The organism is Pseudomonas sp. R3-18-08 (assembly GCF_003852065.1).
In the GTDB taxonomy this organism is placed as follows: Bacteria; Pseudomonadota; Gammaproteobacteria; order Pseudomonadales; family Pseudomonadaceae; genus Aquipseudomonas.
Window position 1 is genome coordinate 3,944,193 of record NZ_CP027729.1, and the last position, 15,487, is coordinate 3,959,679.

At 61.5% G+C, this 15,487-nt stretch carries 18 protein-coding genes; 9 read left to right on the plus strand and 9 right to left on the minus strand.

What is annotated here, in order from left to right:
- The first annotated feature begins 33 nt into the window (after nucleotides 1-33).
- Entirely contained in the window at nucleotides 34-312 is a 279-nt protein-coding gene (locus C4J92_RS18000) for a DUF3509 domain-containing protein (RefSeq protein WP_003172952.1), read from the plus strand.
- A gap of 60 nt (nucleotides 313-372) precedes the next feature.
- On the opposite strand, the gene C4J92_RS18005 is transcribed toward C4J92_RS18000, so the two are convergent.
- The 4 genes from C4J92_RS18005 to aroC form a co-directional block, all read right to left on the minus strand.
- Complete coding sequence (locus C4J92_RS18005) at nucleotides 373-642, minus strand: response regulator transcription factor (RefSeq protein WP_124404812.1); 270 nt, start codon at nucleotides 640-642, stop codon at nucleotides 373-375.
- A gap of 210 nt (nucleotides 643-852) precedes the next feature.
- Entirely contained in the window at nucleotides 853-1,383 is a 531-nt protein-coding gene (locus tag C4J92_RS18010) for an acireductone dioxygenase (RefSeq protein ID WP_124404813.1), read from the minus strand.
- The gene (locus C4J92_RS18015; protein WP_124404814.1) at nucleotides 1,380-2,540 is read right to left on the minus strand and encodes an MFS transporter; all 1,161 of its coding nucleotides are present in this window, start codon (nucleotides 2,538-2,540) and stop codon (nucleotides 1,380-1,382) included. Before C4J92_RS18015 ends, C4J92_RS18010 begins: the two co-directional genes overlap by 4 nt.
- Before the next feature lie 10 nt (nucleotides 2,541-2,550).
- The gene (aroC, locus tag C4J92_RS18020) at nucleotides 2,551-3,642 is read right to left on the minus strand and encodes a chorismate synthase (protein ID WP_124404815.1); all 1,092 of its coding nucleotides are present in this window, start codon (nucleotides 3,640-3,642) and stop codon (nucleotides 2,551-2,553) included.
- A gap of 143 nt (nucleotides 3,643-3,785) precedes the next feature.
- Between aroC and C4J92_RS18025 the strand changes: the two genes are divergently transcribed.
- Complete coding sequence (locus tag C4J92_RS18025) at nucleotides 3,786-4,748, plus strand: alpha/beta hydrolase (RefSeq protein ID WP_124404816.1); 963 nt, start codon at nucleotides 3,786-3,788, stop codon at nucleotides 4,746-4,748.
- A 99-nt stretch (nucleotides 4,749-4,847) separates the two neighbouring features.
- Nucleotides 4,848-5,651, plus strand: coding sequence for a hypothetical protein (locus C4J92_RS18030; protein WP_124404817.1), 804 nt, complete (start codon nucleotides 4,848-4,850; stop codon nucleotides 5,649-5,651).
- A 471-nt stretch (nucleotides 5,652-6,122) separates the two neighbouring features.
- Here the strand turns inward: C4J92_RS18030 and prmB are convergent, their stop codons facing one another.
- Nucleotides 6,123-7,031 (minus strand): 50S ribosomal protein L3 N(5)-glutamine methyltransferase, encoded by a 909-nt coding sequence (gene prmB, locus C4J92_RS18035; protein ID WP_124404818.1) that lies wholly within the window; start codon nucleotides 7,029-7,031, stop codon nucleotides 6,123-6,125.
- A gap of 239 nt (nucleotides 7,032-7,270) precedes the next feature.
- Between prmB and C4J92_RS18040 the strand changes: the two genes are divergently transcribed.
- The 5 genes from C4J92_RS18040 to C4J92_RS18060 all read left to right on the plus strand — a co-directional run bounded on the left by C4J92_RS18040 (nucleotide 7,271) and on the right by C4J92_RS18060 (nucleotide 10,053).
- Nucleotides 7,271-7,861, plus strand: coding sequence for a cysteine hydrolase family protein (locus tag C4J92_RS18040; RefSeq protein WP_124363712.1), 591 nt, complete (start codon nucleotides 7,271-7,273; stop codon nucleotides 7,859-7,861).
- A gap of 141 nt (nucleotides 7,862-8,002) precedes the next feature.
- Complete coding sequence (locus tag C4J92_RS18045) at nucleotides 8,003-8,323, plus strand: hypothetical protein (protein ID WP_124404819.1); 321 nt, start codon at nucleotides 8,003-8,005, stop codon at nucleotides 8,321-8,323.
- A gap of 75 nt (nucleotides 8,324-8,398) precedes the next feature.
- Nucleotides 8,399-8,956 carry a Smr/MutS family protein gene (locus C4J92_RS18050; protein WP_003175227.1) on the plus strand — a complete coding sequence of 186 codons (558 nt, stop codon included), beginning with the start codon at nucleotides 8,399-8,401 and terminating at the stop codon, nucleotides 8,954-8,956.
- Between the two features lie 78 nt (nucleotides 8,957-9,034).
- On the plus strand, nucleotides 9,035-9,580 hold the full coding sequence (folE, locus tag C4J92_RS18055) for a GTP cyclohydrolase I FolE (RefSeq protein ID WP_124363714.1): 546 nt from the start codon (nucleotides 9,035-9,037) through the stop codon (nucleotides 9,578-9,580).
- A gap of 101 nt (nucleotides 9,581-9,681) precedes the next feature.
- Nucleotides 9,682-10,053, plus strand: a complete 372-nt coding sequence (locus C4J92_RS18060; RefSeq protein WP_124363715.1) for a glutathione S-transferase N-terminal domain-containing protein — start codon at nucleotides 9,682-9,684, stop codon at nucleotides 10,051-10,053.
- A 465-nt stretch (nucleotides 10,054-10,518) separates the two neighbouring features.
- Here C4J92_RS18060 and C4J92_RS18065 read toward each other — a convergent pair whose 3' ends face one another.
- Genes C4J92_RS18065 through C4J92_RS18075 form a run of 3 tightly spaced genes read right to left on the minus strand, consistent with a single transcriptional unit; the run spans nucleotide 10,519 to nucleotide 13,455 of the window.
- Nucleotides 10,519-10,839, minus strand: coding sequence for a hypothetical protein (locus C4J92_RS18065; RefSeq protein ID WP_124404820.1), 321 nt, complete (start codon nucleotides 10,837-10,839; stop codon nucleotides 10,519-10,521).
- Entirely contained in the window at nucleotides 10,836-12,161 is a 1,326-nt protein-coding gene (locus tag C4J92_RS18070; RefSeq protein WP_124404821.1) for an acyclic terpene utilization AtuA family protein, read from the minus strand. Before C4J92_RS18070 ends, C4J92_RS18065 begins: the two co-directional genes overlap by 4 nt.
- A 1-nt stretch (nucleotide 12,162) precedes the next feature.
- Nucleotides 12,163-13,455: a CitMHS family transporter gene (locus C4J92_RS18075; protein WP_124404822.1), complete on the minus strand. Its 1,293-nt coding sequence runs from the start codon at nucleotides 13,453-13,455 to the stop codon at nucleotides 12,163-12,165.
- 126 nt (nucleotides 13,456-13,581) lie between these two features.
- Here C4J92_RS18075 and C4J92_RS18080 point away from each other — a divergent pair, with 126 nt between their 5' ends.
- Nucleotides 13,582-14,478 (plus strand): LysR family transcriptional regulator, encoded by an 897-nt coding sequence (locus tag C4J92_RS18080; protein WP_124404823.1) that lies wholly within the window; start codon nucleotides 13,582-13,584, stop codon nucleotides 14,476-14,478.
- Between the two features lie 166 nt (nucleotides 14,479-14,644).
- Here C4J92_RS18080 and C4J92_RS18085 read toward each other — a convergent pair whose 3' ends face one another.
- Nucleotides 14,645-15,247 (minus strand): glutathione S-transferase family protein, encoded by a 603-nt coding sequence (locus C4J92_RS18085; protein ID WP_124363720.1) that lies wholly within the window; start codon nucleotides 15,245-15,247, stop codon nucleotides 14,645-14,647.
- Nucleotides 15,248-15,487: the final 240 nt, after the last annotated feature.

Here is a 15,487-nt window from a genome sequence, read left to right on the forward strand (position 1 = left end):
GCTTGCCCACTTGAGCCAATGGAGCTGATAGACATGAGCCTGATCCAAGATAAATTCGCTTCGGTATTTTCCAACTACGACGTCACCACCCAGCCACGTCCGGACGGCGGCATCCTGTTGACCCTGCGCAACAGCGAAGGCAAGCAGGTGAAACGCTCGATCTCGTATCAGCAGTTGCACACCGCCGACCAACTCACTTGGGTGATCAGCGCGATCCGCCGCGACCTGGCCGAACAAGCCAGTGAACTGCCGCAAATTTCGATGCTGCAAAGCCAGAACCGCTTTGCCTTGCCGACCTACCACTCGGCATAAGCTTCACCCAGCTACAAAGGGCTGCGACGCCGTTGAGCGTCGCGGCCCTTTTTTATGCCGTCAGCACAGGCCCTGGCGCGCCGCCTCATTCATCGCCTGCACGCGGTTATTCACATCGAGCTTGCCGTAGATATTGCGCAGATGGAATTTGACCGTGGCCTCCGAGGTGCAGCGAATCCTGCTCATCTCCCAAATGGTCTTACCTTCGGAGGCCCACCGCAGGATCTGCAGCTCCGTCTTGGTCAGGGGCTTGCCGAGTAAACTCAAGCGTCTTCTGATAACCGTCGGCAAAACTTCCAACGGCTGAGATAACTCCTCGGGGCGATTCATTACTTTCTCCTTTTTTTTATATGCTGATGCGCTGTCACCCTTCGGATTCTTCCTATAGACAGCGACATAAACATTGAACGAGGAGAGAGTTACATAACTGGCGAAATGAGAGAGCAAGGCCGAGGATAAACAGCCAAGCCCTACATGTATTTAGGCTTCTTCCCACAGCACATTCCAACTTGCCGAGGTTGAACATTTAAAAAACTTGTTTTAGTCGTCCAGCTTGGCAAACTCACGAGCGATGTCATTACCGGTCAAGGTCGGCACCGAACCCTCTGCAGTATTGAACATATGCAGCGCGACAAAATGCGGGTTCTCGCCCATGTCGAACCAATGGGGCATGCCGGCGGGCACGATCAGCAGGTCGTTCTTCTCACACCGCACGCCGTAGACATAATCGCCAATGCGCAACGAGAACAATCCCTGGCCCGCGATGAAGCCGTGCGCTTGATCTTCACGGCAGGTGTGCTCGCTCAGGCGCTCGGCCGGCAGCGCGTCTTTATGGGGATGATCACCGGTCACCCTGATCACCTTGACGTGGGCGTAGCCAAGCGCCTCGATCTGCGACTGATACGCCGCAATCATCTGCGCCTCGCTGGCGCCCTTTTCCAGCGCGCCGGGCTGCCAGCGCTCAAAGCGCACGCCTTTTTCGGCCAGGGTCGACTGAATGTCGTCGAAGTGGGTCAGCACTTTGTTCGGGGTGTCGGGTGTAGTGAGGGGGTAGACAGCGACATAGCTCATTGCACGGCTCCTTGGTTCGGCTCTTGCAATCGAAGGCCAATGATAACGGCGGCAGCCAGGGCCGCGATGCTGGCGATACTGAAGGTGAGGGTCGGGCCCAGCAGGTTCCAGCTATAACCGGCATACAGCGCGCCCAGCGCACCGCCGGTGCCGGCCAGCGCGGCGTAAAGCGCCTGGCCCTGGCCTTGCTGGCGATCGCCGAAACTGCGCTGCACGAAGGCAATGGCCGCCGCGTGGAAACTGCCGAATGTGGCGGCATGCAGCACCTGCGCCAGCAGCAGCACCCAGAAAAATTCGGCAAACGCACCGAGCAGCAACCAGCGCAGTGCCGCCAGCAGGAAACTGGCCAGCAGCACCCGGCGCACGGAAAAGCGCGTCAGGATGCGACTCATGCCCAGGAACATCAACACCTCCGCCACCACCCCGAGCGCCCACAGCAGGCCGATCACGCCACGGCTGTAGCCCAGGTGTTCCAGGTGCAGCGTGAGGAAGGTGTAATACGGGCCATGACTCAGCTGCATCAACGCCACACAGGCATAGAAGGCCAGCACGCCGGGACTGCGCAATTGGCGGATAAACCCGTCACCGGCCAGGCGCTTGCCGTGGCTGGCGGGCTGCGCGTTCGGCACCCACAGGCTGGCGCCGATGATGCCGGCCATGATCACCACGACCACCACCGGGTAGATATCCACGCTCAGCCAGTCGAACAGGCGGCCCATGATCACGACGGTGAGGATAAAGCCAATGGAGCCCCACAAGCGTATCTGGCTATAGCGCGAGGTTTGCTGTTGCAGGTGAGCCAGGGTGATCACTTCGAACTGCGGCAGTACCGCGTGCCAGAAGAACGCGTGCAAGGCCATGACCAGGGCCAGCCAGGCGTAAGTTTTGCTGACGAAAATCAGCGAAAAACTCAACAGCGTGCACACCGCGCCAAAGCGCACGATGGCCAGGCGTCGCCCGGTGTAATCGCCCAGCCAGCCCCAGAGATTGGGCGCCACGCACCGCATCAGCATGGGGATGGCCACCAGCTCGCCGATACGCGCGCTGGAAAAGCCCAGGTGATCGAAGTACAACGCCAGGAATGGCGCCGTCGCCCCGAGCAGGGCGAAGTAGAACAGGTAAAAGCTGGAGAGGCGCCAATAAGGGAGGGCTGTCACCTTCAGCCCTTCACAGCTGGCCCAGTATCGGCGTACTCACCTGCACATCAGCGTTTTGCCCGCGGTTGCGCAGCAGGTGGTCCATCAACACGATGGCCATCATGGCTTCGGCAATCGGCGTGGCGCGAATGCCGACGCACGGGTCGTGGCGGCCTTTGGTGATCACGTCCACCGGGTTGCCATGCACATCAATCGAGCGGCCCGGCGTGGTGATGCTCGACGTGGCCTTGAGCGCCAGGTGCGCCACGATCGGCTGGCCCGAGGAGATACCGCCGAGGATGCCGCCGGCGTTGTTGCTGAGGAAACCCTGCGGGGTCATCTCATCGCGATGCTCAGTGCCGCGTTGGGCCACACAGGCGAAACCGGCGCCGATTTCCACACCCTTGACCGCATTGATGCTCATCAGCGCATGGGCCAGTTCGGCGTCGAGACGGTCGAAGATCGGCTCGCCCAGGCCCGGCTTCACGCCTTCGGCCACCACGGTGATCTTGGCACCGACCGAATCCTGATCGCGGCGCAACTGGTCCATGTAGGCTTCCAGTTCTGGCACCTTGTCCGGGTCGGGGCAGAAGAAGGCGTTGTCTTCGACGCTGTCCCAGGTCTTGAACGGGATTTCAATCGGGCCGAGCTGGCTCATATAGCCACGGATGACGATGCCCTGGGTTGCCAGGTATTTCTTGGCGATGGCACCGGCCGCCACGCGCATCGCGGTTTCGCGCGCCGAGCTGCGACCGCCGCCACGGTAGTCGCGTTCGCCGTATTTGTGATGGTAGGTGTAGTCGGCGTGGGCCGGGCGGAACAGGTCCTTGATCGCCGAGTAGTCCTTGGACTTCTGGTCGGTATTGCGGATCAGCAGGCCGATGGCGCAGCCGGTGGTGCGGCCTTCGAACACACCGGAGAGGATCTCGACTTCATCGGGTTCCTGGCGCTGGGTGGTGTGACGGCTGGTGCCGGGCTTGCGGCGGTCCAGGTCACGCTGCAGGTCTTCCAGCGACAGCTCGAGGCCGGGCGGGCAGCCGTCGACAATGGCGACCAACGCCGGGCCATGGCTTTCGCCCGCGGTGGTGACAGTGAACAGCTTGCCGAAGGTATTGCCGGACATGCAGGGCGCTCCGTGAAGTCAGTTGAAACAAGTCAACCGTAATAACTTAAGGCGGCCAGTATACGCAGGCTAACCCACTAGTTCATCCTCGAAACCTTACCGGTAGACGTTGGTCCAACCGGCACCTCTCCAATGATGGCGCGATGATGCTGCGAGTTTTGCTGTTCACCCTCACCTTGTTTACCGTCGCGGCCCAGGCCGCCTCCCCTGTCGTACTGCAACGGCCGATCAGCCTGGACACCGGCAGCGGTGAGCTGTTCGGCTCGCTGCTGCTGCCGCAGTCCGAGCAACCCGTGCCGGTGGTGCTGATCATCGCCGGCTCAGGCCCCACCGACCGCAACGGCAACAGCGCCGATGGCGCGCGCAACGACAGCCTCAAGCGCCTGGCCTGGGTGCTGGCCCGGCACAATATCGCCAGCGTGCGCTATGACAAACGCGGCGTGGCCGCCAGCCTTGCCGCGACCCCTGACGAGCGCAACCTGACCCTCGACGCCTACGTGTCCGACGCCGTGGCCTGGGGCAAGTTGCTCAAGGCCGACAAGCGCATGGGCCCGCTGATCGTGCTGGGCCACAGTGAGGGCGCGCTGGTCGCCGCCCTCGCCGCGCCGCAATTGAGTCCGGCCGGGGTGATTTCCCTGTCCGGCAGCGCCCGCCCGGTCGATCAAGTCATTCGCCAGCAACTGGCCGATCACCTGCCCCCGGCCCTGCTGCTGCGCAGTAACGAAATTCTCGACCACCTCAAGGCCGGCCAGGTGGACGCCGATGTGCCGCGCCCGCTGGAAGGTATTTTCCGACCCAGCGTGCAGCCTTATCTGATCAGCCTGTTCCGCGCCGATCCGTCGGCGGCCTTTGCACGGCTGACCATGCCTGCCCTGATCATTCAGGGCACCAACGACATCCAGGTCGGCGTCGGCGATGCCCAGCAGTTGAAAAAGGCCAAGCCGGACGCGCAACTGACCGTGATCGAAGGCATGAACCATGTCATGCGCATCGTGCCCAACAACGTCCAGCAGCAACTGGCGTCCTACAACGACCCGAAATTGCCCCTCGCCGCCGAACTGGGCGAGCGGATAGTGCGCTTTATCGACGGACTTACCTCTGGTTAAGCGGCAATTGGCCTCCAGTCCTGAAGAAAGCGGCCGATAAGCCCAGAGTCGACCGTAAAAAGACGGTCGGCTCGCAGGGTTTGGACAGGATCGCGCCGCATGACAACCACTGAAGCAACCCCAGAAACCACCGCCGATACCCCGGCAGAAACCGAGGCCGCCGCAGCAGCGGCGCTGCCCTGGGCGGACGTGCACGCCGAACATTTCAAGATGCTGCGCCTCGCCCCGCTGGCCACCGACCGTGCGACCGGCGCGCGGCCATTGCGCTTTGTGCAGTTCGGTTATGCCGAGCGCCATGACTCGCATCACAGCCTGTTGCGCATGGTCATCCAATTGCCCGGCCAGCGCGTACGCCGCGAGCAGAACCAGCTGGATATCTGGGTAGATCACGATAAACATCGCGTGCACTTCGGCCCGGGTAACAGCCTGGAAATCGAACCGGTCAACCGCGGTCTTGGCCGTTTCCTGGTCGCCCAGGCCGCTGCCTGGGCCAAGAAGAAATGGTCACACTACCGCGTCGACGGCGTGGACCTGGCCAACAAGGACGCGCTCAACGAAGCCACGCGCCTGCGCCGCGATCACTTCCTGCGCATCCAGGGTTTTGACGTGGCCTACGCCGACGTGCAACACCTCAAGGGTAACGTGCAGCCGGGCAAGGTCAGCGACGTGCTGGACAGTTGGAACACCGAGAAGGTGCAATTCGTCGAAATCCTCGAAGCCGCGCAGATGCTGCAACAGGCCGAGCACAACCTGGCCGAGCACGAAGTGAGACTGCGCAAGGAAGAGGAAAAGGTCACCAAGTTCAAGCGCGAGGACAGCGGGTTGCGCTTTACCATCACCTGCCTGGTGGCGTTTACGGTGTTTCAGGCGGGACTTCTGATTTGGATTGCCACTCACCGTTAACAGGTTGGAATGCCACCAATGTGGGAGGGGGCTTGCTCCCGATGGCGGCCTGACAGCCGACCAGGATGCTGGATCAGGGCGAGTACATATCCGTTGCTGCGGTAACGGCTGCTATGGGTTCCGCCCTTACGGCGTCTCACTTTTGAAAAGCGCAAAAGTAAGCAAAACGCTCTTGCCCCACCACTCGGCACCTCGCTTAGGCTCGGTGTGCCCGTAATCCGACAGCGATTTGGGGGGCCGCCGCCACGCGCCATCCATGGCGCGGGGCGGCTAAACCGGCATCCCTGCCGGTTTACCCCCCAAATCACTGTCGAATTCCGGCCAGCGTGGTTTAACGGGGCGCTTAAGATCAAGAGCAAGATCAAGAGCGGCTCGCTTCGCATCGTGGTTACTGTTGGCTGCTACAAAGTTGTGTAGATACCTATGCTCATCGGGGGCAAGCCCCCTCCCACATTGACCGTGTTTCTTCAGTTAGATCCTATCGGTGAAGATTGCTTGATGCGCCCTGCACTGCTCAGCCGTGAGCATGAACACCCCATGCCCACCGCGCTGGAAGTCCAGCCAGGCAAAGTCCACTTCCGGGTACAGCGCTTCGACGTGTACCTGGCTGTTGCCCACTTCGACAATCAGCAGACCCTTCTCGGTCAGGTGGTCCGCCGCTTCGGCCAGCATCCGCCGTACCAGATTCAAGCCATCATCGCCGCAGGCCAGGCCCAGCTCGGGTTCGTGCTGGTATTCATCCGGCATGTCGGCGAAATCTTCGGCATCCACGTAAGGCGGGTTCGACACGATCAAATCGAAGCGTTGCCCCGGCAGGCCCTCGAAGCCGTCGCCCTGCACCGTATACACGCGCTCATCGACGCCATGCCGCTCGATGTTCTGGTTGGCCACTTCCAGGGCTTCGAAGGACAAGTCGCCCAGTACCACCTCGGCGTCCGGGAACTCGTAGGCACAAGCAATGCCGATGCAACCGGAGCCGCTGCACAGGTCCAGAATGCGCGCCGGCGGCTGGGCCAGCCAGGGCTCAAAACGGTTTTCGATCAGCTCGCCAATCGGCGAGCGCGGAATCAGCACGCGTTCATCGACAATGAACGACATGCCGCAGAACCAGGCTTCTTTCAGCAAGTAGGCGGTGGGAATACGCTCATGGATGCGACGATGCAGTAAACGCTGCACATGGGAGATTTCCTCTTCTTCCAGATTGCAGTCCAGGTAGCTGTCGGCAATTTCCCACGGCAGATGCAGGGCGCCGAGCACCAGTTGCCGGGCTTCGTCCCAGGCATTGTCGGTGCCGTGGCCAAAAAACAGGTCTTCCCCATGGAAACGGCTGACAGCCCAACGGATATGGTCGCGCAAAGTGCGCAGGCGAGAAGTGATCACGGGGGCAGACTCCTGGAAAAAACGACTGGCGATTCTAACAGCGTTCACCTGTACCGACGATGTACGAAACGCCTTTGGCATACGTCGGATTTCATCCAAATTGCCACCATTGGCTTAAACAACTCACCCCCTTGACAGGGCTGCACGTCAACAACGGCGCACCTTACGATGGTAGCGATTCACAGAACCGCTCAGCCAGTGGACAATGTCACAAAAGCCCCCCTGACAGGAGCCCCAGAATGTCCGTTCCAAAGACGATGTTTCAACTCAGCGGTCGTGGTTACGCAGCTGCCAACCTTGCCCATGCGACGCTCGTGATCATCGACGCCCAGAAGGAGTACCTCAGCGGCCCACTCGCCCTCTCGGGCATGGACGCGGCGGTCGGAAACATCAAGCAACTGGTGGCCGCTGCGCGCAACGCCGGGCGGCCGATCGTGCATGTGCGTCACCTGGGTACCGTGGGCGGCCTGTTCGATCCGCAAGGTGAGCGCGGCGAATTCATCCCCGGCCTGGAACCTGAAGGCGACGAAACCATCATCGGCAAGTTGCTGCCCAGCGCCTTCCACGGCACCGGCCTGGAAAAACACCTGCAGGACTTGGGTTCGCTGGACCTGATCGTCTGCGGTTTCATGAGCCACTCCAGCGTCAGCACCACGGTGCGCGCCGCCAAGAACCTCGGCTTTCGCTGCACCCTGGTGGAAGATGCCTGCGCCACCCGCGACTTGCCCTACAAAGGCGGCGTGCTCAGCGCCGAGCATGTGCAGCAAACCGAAATGGCCATCATGGCTGACAACTTCGCCACCTTGGCATTGACCAAAGACCTCATCTGATCGCCCCTGTAATGAGCGGTGCGCCCGGTTGATTGCCCCGCTCATCCGCAAAGCGGGTTCATTTCGCGCATTTACCCCGGGCACAGGAACAACCTGTGTATCTTCCGGTCGAAGGGCCGATACCCTGGAGGAAAGGTCGGAATGAAGATATCCGATGGATTTGATGCTCGTCGCTTGCGTCCCAAGGGCCCAAGCAACTGGCGTCTGCGCGTGGTGGCGGGCATTGCCGCGCTGCTGGCGATTGTAGGTGTGGCGTTGGCGGGCGCGGGTGGCGCCGGCCTGTTTGGGCATTCGCCGGCACTCGGCGAGCTGAATGCCAGCCCTGGCGGCTCGGCGATCCTGCTGGGCATCGGCCTGCTGGTGGTGTGGTTGGGCGTGTGGTTGTGGCGCCGCAGCCGGCGCAGAATGCGCCAGCCGCTGTCGTTGAACATCGCTTCGCACCTGATGAAAAAACACGACTGATGGCGCTTGGATAGCATTTGCTGCGCCCTGTCCGCCGCGATTTAGGTAAACTGCCCGCCCTTCGCGGAGGCTGACATGCAAGACGACGATTTTTCCCTGTTCAAGAACGAGCTGCGCGGCGTCAAGCCGATCAAGCACGACCGCGCCGACACCGGCAAACCCAAGGCTGATCGGGCGCAGATTGCCAAGCTGCGCCAGGCCGCGACCGTGCGCACCGATGCCACCACCGTGGATGGCTTGTCGGACCAGTTCGTGATCGACGTAGGCCCCGAAGATGAGCTGATGTGGGCGCGTGATGGGGTACAGGAAAGCCAGATGCGCAAGCTCAAGGCCGGCCAGATCCCGTTCGAAGGCAGCCTCGACCTGCACGGCATGACCGTGGAAAAAGCCCGCGAAACACTGTGGGCCTTCCTTGCCGAAGCCACCAAGTTCGAAATCCGCTGCGTGCGCGTCACCCATGGCAAGGCCGTGCGGCTGGACGGCAAGCGGCCGATGATCAAGAGCCACGTCAACACCTGGCTGCGCCAGCACGCCCAGGTCCTTGGCTTTACCTCGTGCCAGGCCCGCCACGGCGGCGCCGGCGCGGTGTATGTAATGCTCAAGCGCACCATGATGGAAGGGCGCGACGAGTAACAAGTGCCATCGTCAGGCTTGCAGCGATGTGTCCGCCCCCGTAACCTTGCGCTTTGCGAAAATCCCACAGGTAGTTTCATGTCCCTGGAACAGAATTACACAGAGATTCTCGGCCAACTCGGCGAGGATATCTCCCGTGAGGGCCTGCTCGACACGCCAAAGCGTGCCGCCAAGGCGATGCAGTACCTCTGCCGCGGTTACGAACAGACGTTGGAAGAAGTCACCAACGGTGCCTTGTTCAGCTCCGACAACAGCGAAATGGTGCTGGTCAAGGACATCGAGTTGTACTCGCTGTGCGAACACCACCTGCTGCCGTTTATCGGCAAGGCCCATGTTGCCTACATCCCGAGCGGCAAAGTGTTGGGGCTGTCGAAGGTCGCGCGGATCGTCGACATGTATGCGCGTCGCCTGCAGATCCAGGAAAACCTCAGCCGCCAGATCGCTGACGCGGTGCTGCAAGTGACCGGCGCCCTGGGCGTGGCGGTGGTGATCGAAGCCAAGCACATGTGCATGATGATGCGCGGTGTGGAAAAACAGAACTCGTCGATGATCACGTCAGTGATGCTCGGTGAGTTCCGCGAAAACGCGGCCACCCGCAGCGAATTTCTCAGCCTGATCAAGTAAGTGGCTGTGTAGGAAAAGCCGGCGTTCATCGCCGGTTTTTTTTCGCCTGCAGAATTCAGGTAAGCTGCGACCCCTTCTTCATGGGCAAGAGGCTTTCAGCCATGTTCGTCAAAGCACTTCGAGTGGGCCTCGGCCAGATCATCATCGCCGGCGACTTCCTGACCCGTCCGCGCAAAAAGCAGCGCCCGGCCGAACAACAGGCCAAGGTCAACGCAGCCGCCAAGGACCTGACCCTGTATCAGTTCCACGCCTGCCCTTTCTGCGTGAAAACCCGCCGCACCCTGCATCGCCTGAATGTGCCGGTAGCACTCAAGGACGCGAAGAACAACGAGCACGACCGCCAGACCTTGCTGGAGCAAGGCGGCAAGATCAAAGTGCCGTGCCTGCGCATCGAGGAAAACGGCCAGACCACCTGGATGTATGACTCCAAGGTCATCATTGACTACCTGGACAAACGCTTCGCCGCGATCTGACAGACCCGTGCGATCCAATGTGGGAGAGGGCTTGCTCCCGATGGCGGTGTGCCAGTCAGCAATTTTTCAACTGACCGATCGCAATCGGGGGCAAGCCCCCTCCCACATTGGACCTGCGGCGCTTGGGCCGGATCATCCGGCACCCAGGACCAGAAAAGCCTGTTTCCCGGCATCTCCTGAAGAAACCGGCTCAACCTGTGGGAGGGGGCTTGCTCCCGATGGCGGTGTGCCAGTCAGCATTTTTTTGACTGACCGACCGCTATCGGGAGCAAGCCCCCTCCCACATTGGACCTGCGGCGCTTGGGCTGGATCATCCGGCACCCAGGACCAAAAAAGCCTGTTTCCCGGCATCTCCTGAAGAAACCGGCTCAACCTGTGGGAGGGGGCTTGCTCCCGATGGCGGTGTGCCAGTCAGCATTTTTTTTAACTGACCGACCGCTATCGGGGGCAAGCCCCCTCCCACATTTAGTTTGGTGCTGACATATCCAGGTCCAGCAGCGCCGAGCCCAGGCACTTGCCGTGGGCATCCAGTGCCAGTGAACGCGTGACGCCGCCGCGCAGGATGCCCGGCAGCACGAAGTTCAGCGCCTGTACGTTAGGTAATTCATAACGGCGCACCGGCGCAGCACCGGGCTCCAGCAGGTCTGCGAAAAATTCGGCGACGCGCTCGGCGGTCAGCTGTTCACACAGCAACGGGTAATCCTCGGCGCGATAAGCAATGATCGAGATGTTCGACGTGTCGCCCTTATCCCCGGTGCGGGAATGGGCCAGTGAATGCAACTTCATGCTTCTATCCTCGGTTTGACCCTGTCACGAGGCAGCAGCAACGACGCCACCGCCACCACCTGGCGCACGCTCTTGCTCGCTCCGCCACCGCCAGCGGGGCCGTTGGTGTAGAGGGTTTCCACTTCATTGCCGATGCGCACGGCGTCGCTGCGTTCTTCACACCGGGCGGCGACCCGCAGGCGCACTTCCCAAGGCTCGGCATTGCTGCGCGGGCCATGCAAGGCATCCATGCCGATCAACTCGGCGCGCACTTCCTGCATCTTCACACCGGTCAGTTCCAGACGCTTGAGCACCACCTCGCGCGCCAGTTGCGCCCGTGCGACAGCGCCCGGGCCGCCGTAGGACATCTGCCCCTCACCGATCCAACCGTCAAGGTAACCGACGCTGACTTTCAATTGTTCGGGCCGCGCCCGCCCTGTGGCGCCGTGGGCACGCACCCGATCAACGCCCTCCTCGACAAACCCCACCTGTGAAAAATCGGCCGTGACGTCCGGGGTCAAATACGCTTGCGGGTCGTGCACTTCGTAGATCAGTTGTTCGCTGCAGGTGGCGCGGCTGACCTGCCCTCCAGAGCCCGCGACCTTGGTGATCAAGGCAGTGCCGTCGGCATCGATCTCGGCCAACGGAAAGCCCAGGCGTGCCAAGTCATCCACATCCTTGAAGCCTGGGTCCGCAAAATAACCGCCGCTGACCTGCCCGGCACATTCGAGCAAGTGCCCGACCAGGGTGCCCTTGCCCAGGCGCTGCCAATCGTCGGCGGCCCAGCCGAATTCGAACATCTGCGGCGCGAGAAACAATGACGGGTCGGCCACACGCCCCGTAATCACCACATCGGCATCGGCGCGCAGGGCTTCTAGGATGCCGTCCACGCCCAGGTAGGCATTCGCCGAAATCAGCCGCTCACCCAGCGTGCCCAGGGTCTGGCCGTTGTCCAGCAACTGCTCGGGCTGCAATGCGGCCAACACGTCATCGCCGACCACGGCCACTACCTTGAGGTTCGCCCCCAGTTCACGGGCGATGCGCCGCACTTCGACGGCGGCCGACACTGGGTTGGCCGCGCCCATATTAGTGATCACGCGCAAACGGCGGCGGCCCTCATGCAACCCGACAAAGGGCAGCACCCGGCGCATGCGCTCACTCAACAAAGGGTCATAGCCGCCTGCCGGATCGCTGATGCGCGCCTGTTGGGCCAGGGCGATGGTGCGTTCGGCCAGGCATTCGAACACCAGGTAATCCAGGTCGCCCTGTTCGGCCAGTTCCACGGCGGGTTCGATACGGTCACCGGAGTAGCCGGCACCGGCGCCGATGCGCAAGGTTTTCATCTCAGATAACTCCCAGGAGCAGCGCGGTCAGGGTCATCAACACCGACGCGGCGAACAGAAAAGGAATGGTGAAGCGCTGGTGATCCGCCAGCTCGATCTTGCACAGGCCCACCAACAGGAAAGTCGCGGGGGTCAACGGGCTGACCGGAAAGCCCGTGGTGTGCACCCCCAGTAACGAGGCCTGGGCCACTTGCAGCGGGTCGACACCCAGCGCCTTGCCAACTTCGGCAATCACCGGCATCACGCCGAAATAGTAGGAATCGGGGTCGAACAGCATGCTCAACGGCATGGAAATGAAGCCCACCACCGCCGGGATCAACTTGCCATGACCCGCGGGAATCTGCGCCACCGCCACTTCGGCAATCGCCTTGAGCATGCCGGTGCCTTGCATGATGCCGGTGAACACGCCGGCGGCAAGCAGGATGCTGGCCATGGTCAGGGCGGTTTTCGCATGGGCGTCGATACGGGCGCGCTGGGCGTCGACGTTGGGGTAGTTGATACACAGCGCCATCACGGTGCCGAGCATGAACATTACCACTGGGTCGACCCAGCCGGCGATCATCACCACCATCACCAGCACGGTGAGGATCAGGTTGACCCAGAACAGCCGTGGCCGACGCAACTGGATATCGGCGTCACTGAGCACCCGTTGCGGCACCGCGTCCACGCTGGAGCCGGCCCCCAGGCCCAGGCGTTTTTCTTCACGGTGGCCCAGCCACCAGGCGCAGGCGAACACAAAGATCAGCCCGACGATCTGCACTGGAATCAACGGTTGGAACAGGTCCGCCACCGGCACATGCAGGGCGGCCGACGAGCGCAGCACCGGGCCGGTCCACGGCAGGAAATTGACCCCGGCCGCCATGGCACAGAGACACGCCAGAATGCGTTTGTCGATGCCCAGCCGCGTATACAGCGGCAGCATCGCCGGCACCGTCACCAGGAAGGTCACCGCGCCGGACCCGTCCAGGTGCACCAGCAGCGCCAGGGTCGCAGTACCGACGACAATTCGCGTAGGACGAGTCCCGACCGTACGCAGAATCCGCTCAATGATCGGGTCAAGCATGCCGGCATCGGTCATGATCCCGAAAAACAGAATGGCGAACACAAACATGCCCACCACGGGGGCGACGTTCTTGATGCCGGTGATGATGAAGGCACTGGTTTGCAGACCGAAGCCACCGAGCAACGCGGCAATGATCGGCAGGGCGATCAGCGCCACCAGCGGCGAGAGGCGCTTGCTCATGACGGCAGCAAGCAGACACAGAATGGTAATGACACCCAGGGTAGCGAGCATGGGTTACTCCAGAGCGGCCTTGATGGGCCGGTTATTGTTTTCCCTGGAGTATTGGAATCAGGTTAGGCTTTGTAAATTGGAATATTCAGACACCGGTGTTCGGAAAAACAAAATGAAGCCGCCCGTATGAAAAACAGCATCCAACACATCCAGGCATTCCTCGCCGTTGCTCGCACGGGCAGCTTTACCAAGGCCGCCAGCGAGCTGAACCTGTCCCCCTCGGCGCTGACCGTGCAGGTGCAACAACTGGAAGAGTGGCTGGGCGTCGCCCTGCTCGACCGCAGCCCGCGCCATGTGGCTATCACCGCCGCCGGCCATGACGCGCGTGGCCCCATGGAAAAACTGCTGCTGGACCTGGACAACATCGTCACCGGCTCGCGCGATCTCGCGGCCCTGCGCCGCGGCGTCGTGACCATCGCCGCCCTGCCCTCGGTGTGCGCCGGCAGCCTGCCGCCGGTGTTGCGCCTGTTTCGTGAACGCTTCGCCGGGATCGAAGTACGCCTGCATGACCTGGTGGCCCACCGCATCCAGGCCCAGGTGCGTTCCGGCGAGGTGGACTTCGGTATCGGCGTGCGCGCGCGCCTGAGCCACGGCCTGGACTTCGTGCCGGTCCTCAATGACCGGCTCTGCGCGTTCGTGCCGCTGGGTCACGCCCTCGCCCACCATCGGCAGCTGACCCTGGCACAACTGGCGGACCAGCCGATCATTCTCACCGGCCGCGACAGCAGCGTGCGCGAACAGGTGGATGCGTTGTTCGATGAAACGCGGCTGACGCTCAATGCGGGCATGGAGGCCAACTACATGTCCACGGTGCTGGCGCTGGTGCGCCAGGGATTGGGGATCAGCGTGCTGCCGGAGTCGGCGGCGGACAGCCTGGAGGGGTTGAAGCGGATCCACATCGACCATCCCGGGGTGAACAGGGAGATCGGGTTGATCAGTCGCAGTGGGATGACATTGAGCCCGGCGGCGCAGCGCTGCTTTGAACTGCTCAACGCAGAGTTATCTGACACACCACCGGACTAAATGTGGGAGGGGGGCAAGGCTTTTTGTAGGAGCGAGCTTGCTCGCGAAGAACTCAGGGCCACCGCGTTTATCCAGAATGAACGCGTTGCCCGGGCGTTTTTCGCGAGCAAGGGCTAGCCGCCCGCCTCGCTCCTACAGTGAGCCCATCCCACCTTCGGAAGGTGGCTCAGCCCAGCATCGCCACATGGTTTGGATGACTGGCCACGCGCTGCAACCATGCCTGCACCGCCGGATAAGGCGCCAGGTCAAAGCCCCCTTCATGGGCCACATGGGTGTAGGCATACAACGCGATATCGGCAATCGAATACTGCTCGCCCACCAGATACGGCGTGGCTTGCAGCTGACGTTCCATGACCTTCAGTGCCTTGTAACCGCCCTTGTGGCTGGTCTTGTATTCTTCGAGGCGATCCTGCGGCATGTTCAGGTAGAACTGAATAAACCGCGCCACCGCAATATACGGCTCGTGGCTGTATTGCTCGAAGAACTGCCACTGCAACACCTGGGTGCGCAAGCGCGGCTCACTGGGTAAAAACTCGCTGCCATCGGCGAGGAAGTTGAGGATCGCGTTGGACTCCCACAGGCAGGTACCGTCTTCCAGTTCCAGCACCGGGATCTTGCCGTTGGGGTTCTTGGCAAGAAATTCAGGGGTTTGGGTGTCACCCTTGAGAATATCGATATCGATCCATTGGTACGGGATGCCCAACAGGCTGAGCATCAATTTGACCTTGTAGCAATTGCCCGATCTGTAATCGCCATAAACCTTGTACATGGGCTCCCCTTATGCCGCTTCGCGCGCTCTGAGCGAACGCTTGCGCCATCAAAGTGCGGGTATCGACGGATTGTTTCAAGGCGTGCGGCAGAATAAATCCGGCCGCACGCTCTGGAAGCAGCCTTTCATCCCTTTCCGCCGAGATAATCGAAAACATTATTTGCTTTATTTGTATACAAAAGCATAATTCGCTTCGTGCGAGTTCCTGACCTAACAGTCAACAAAACCCGCCAGTACCTC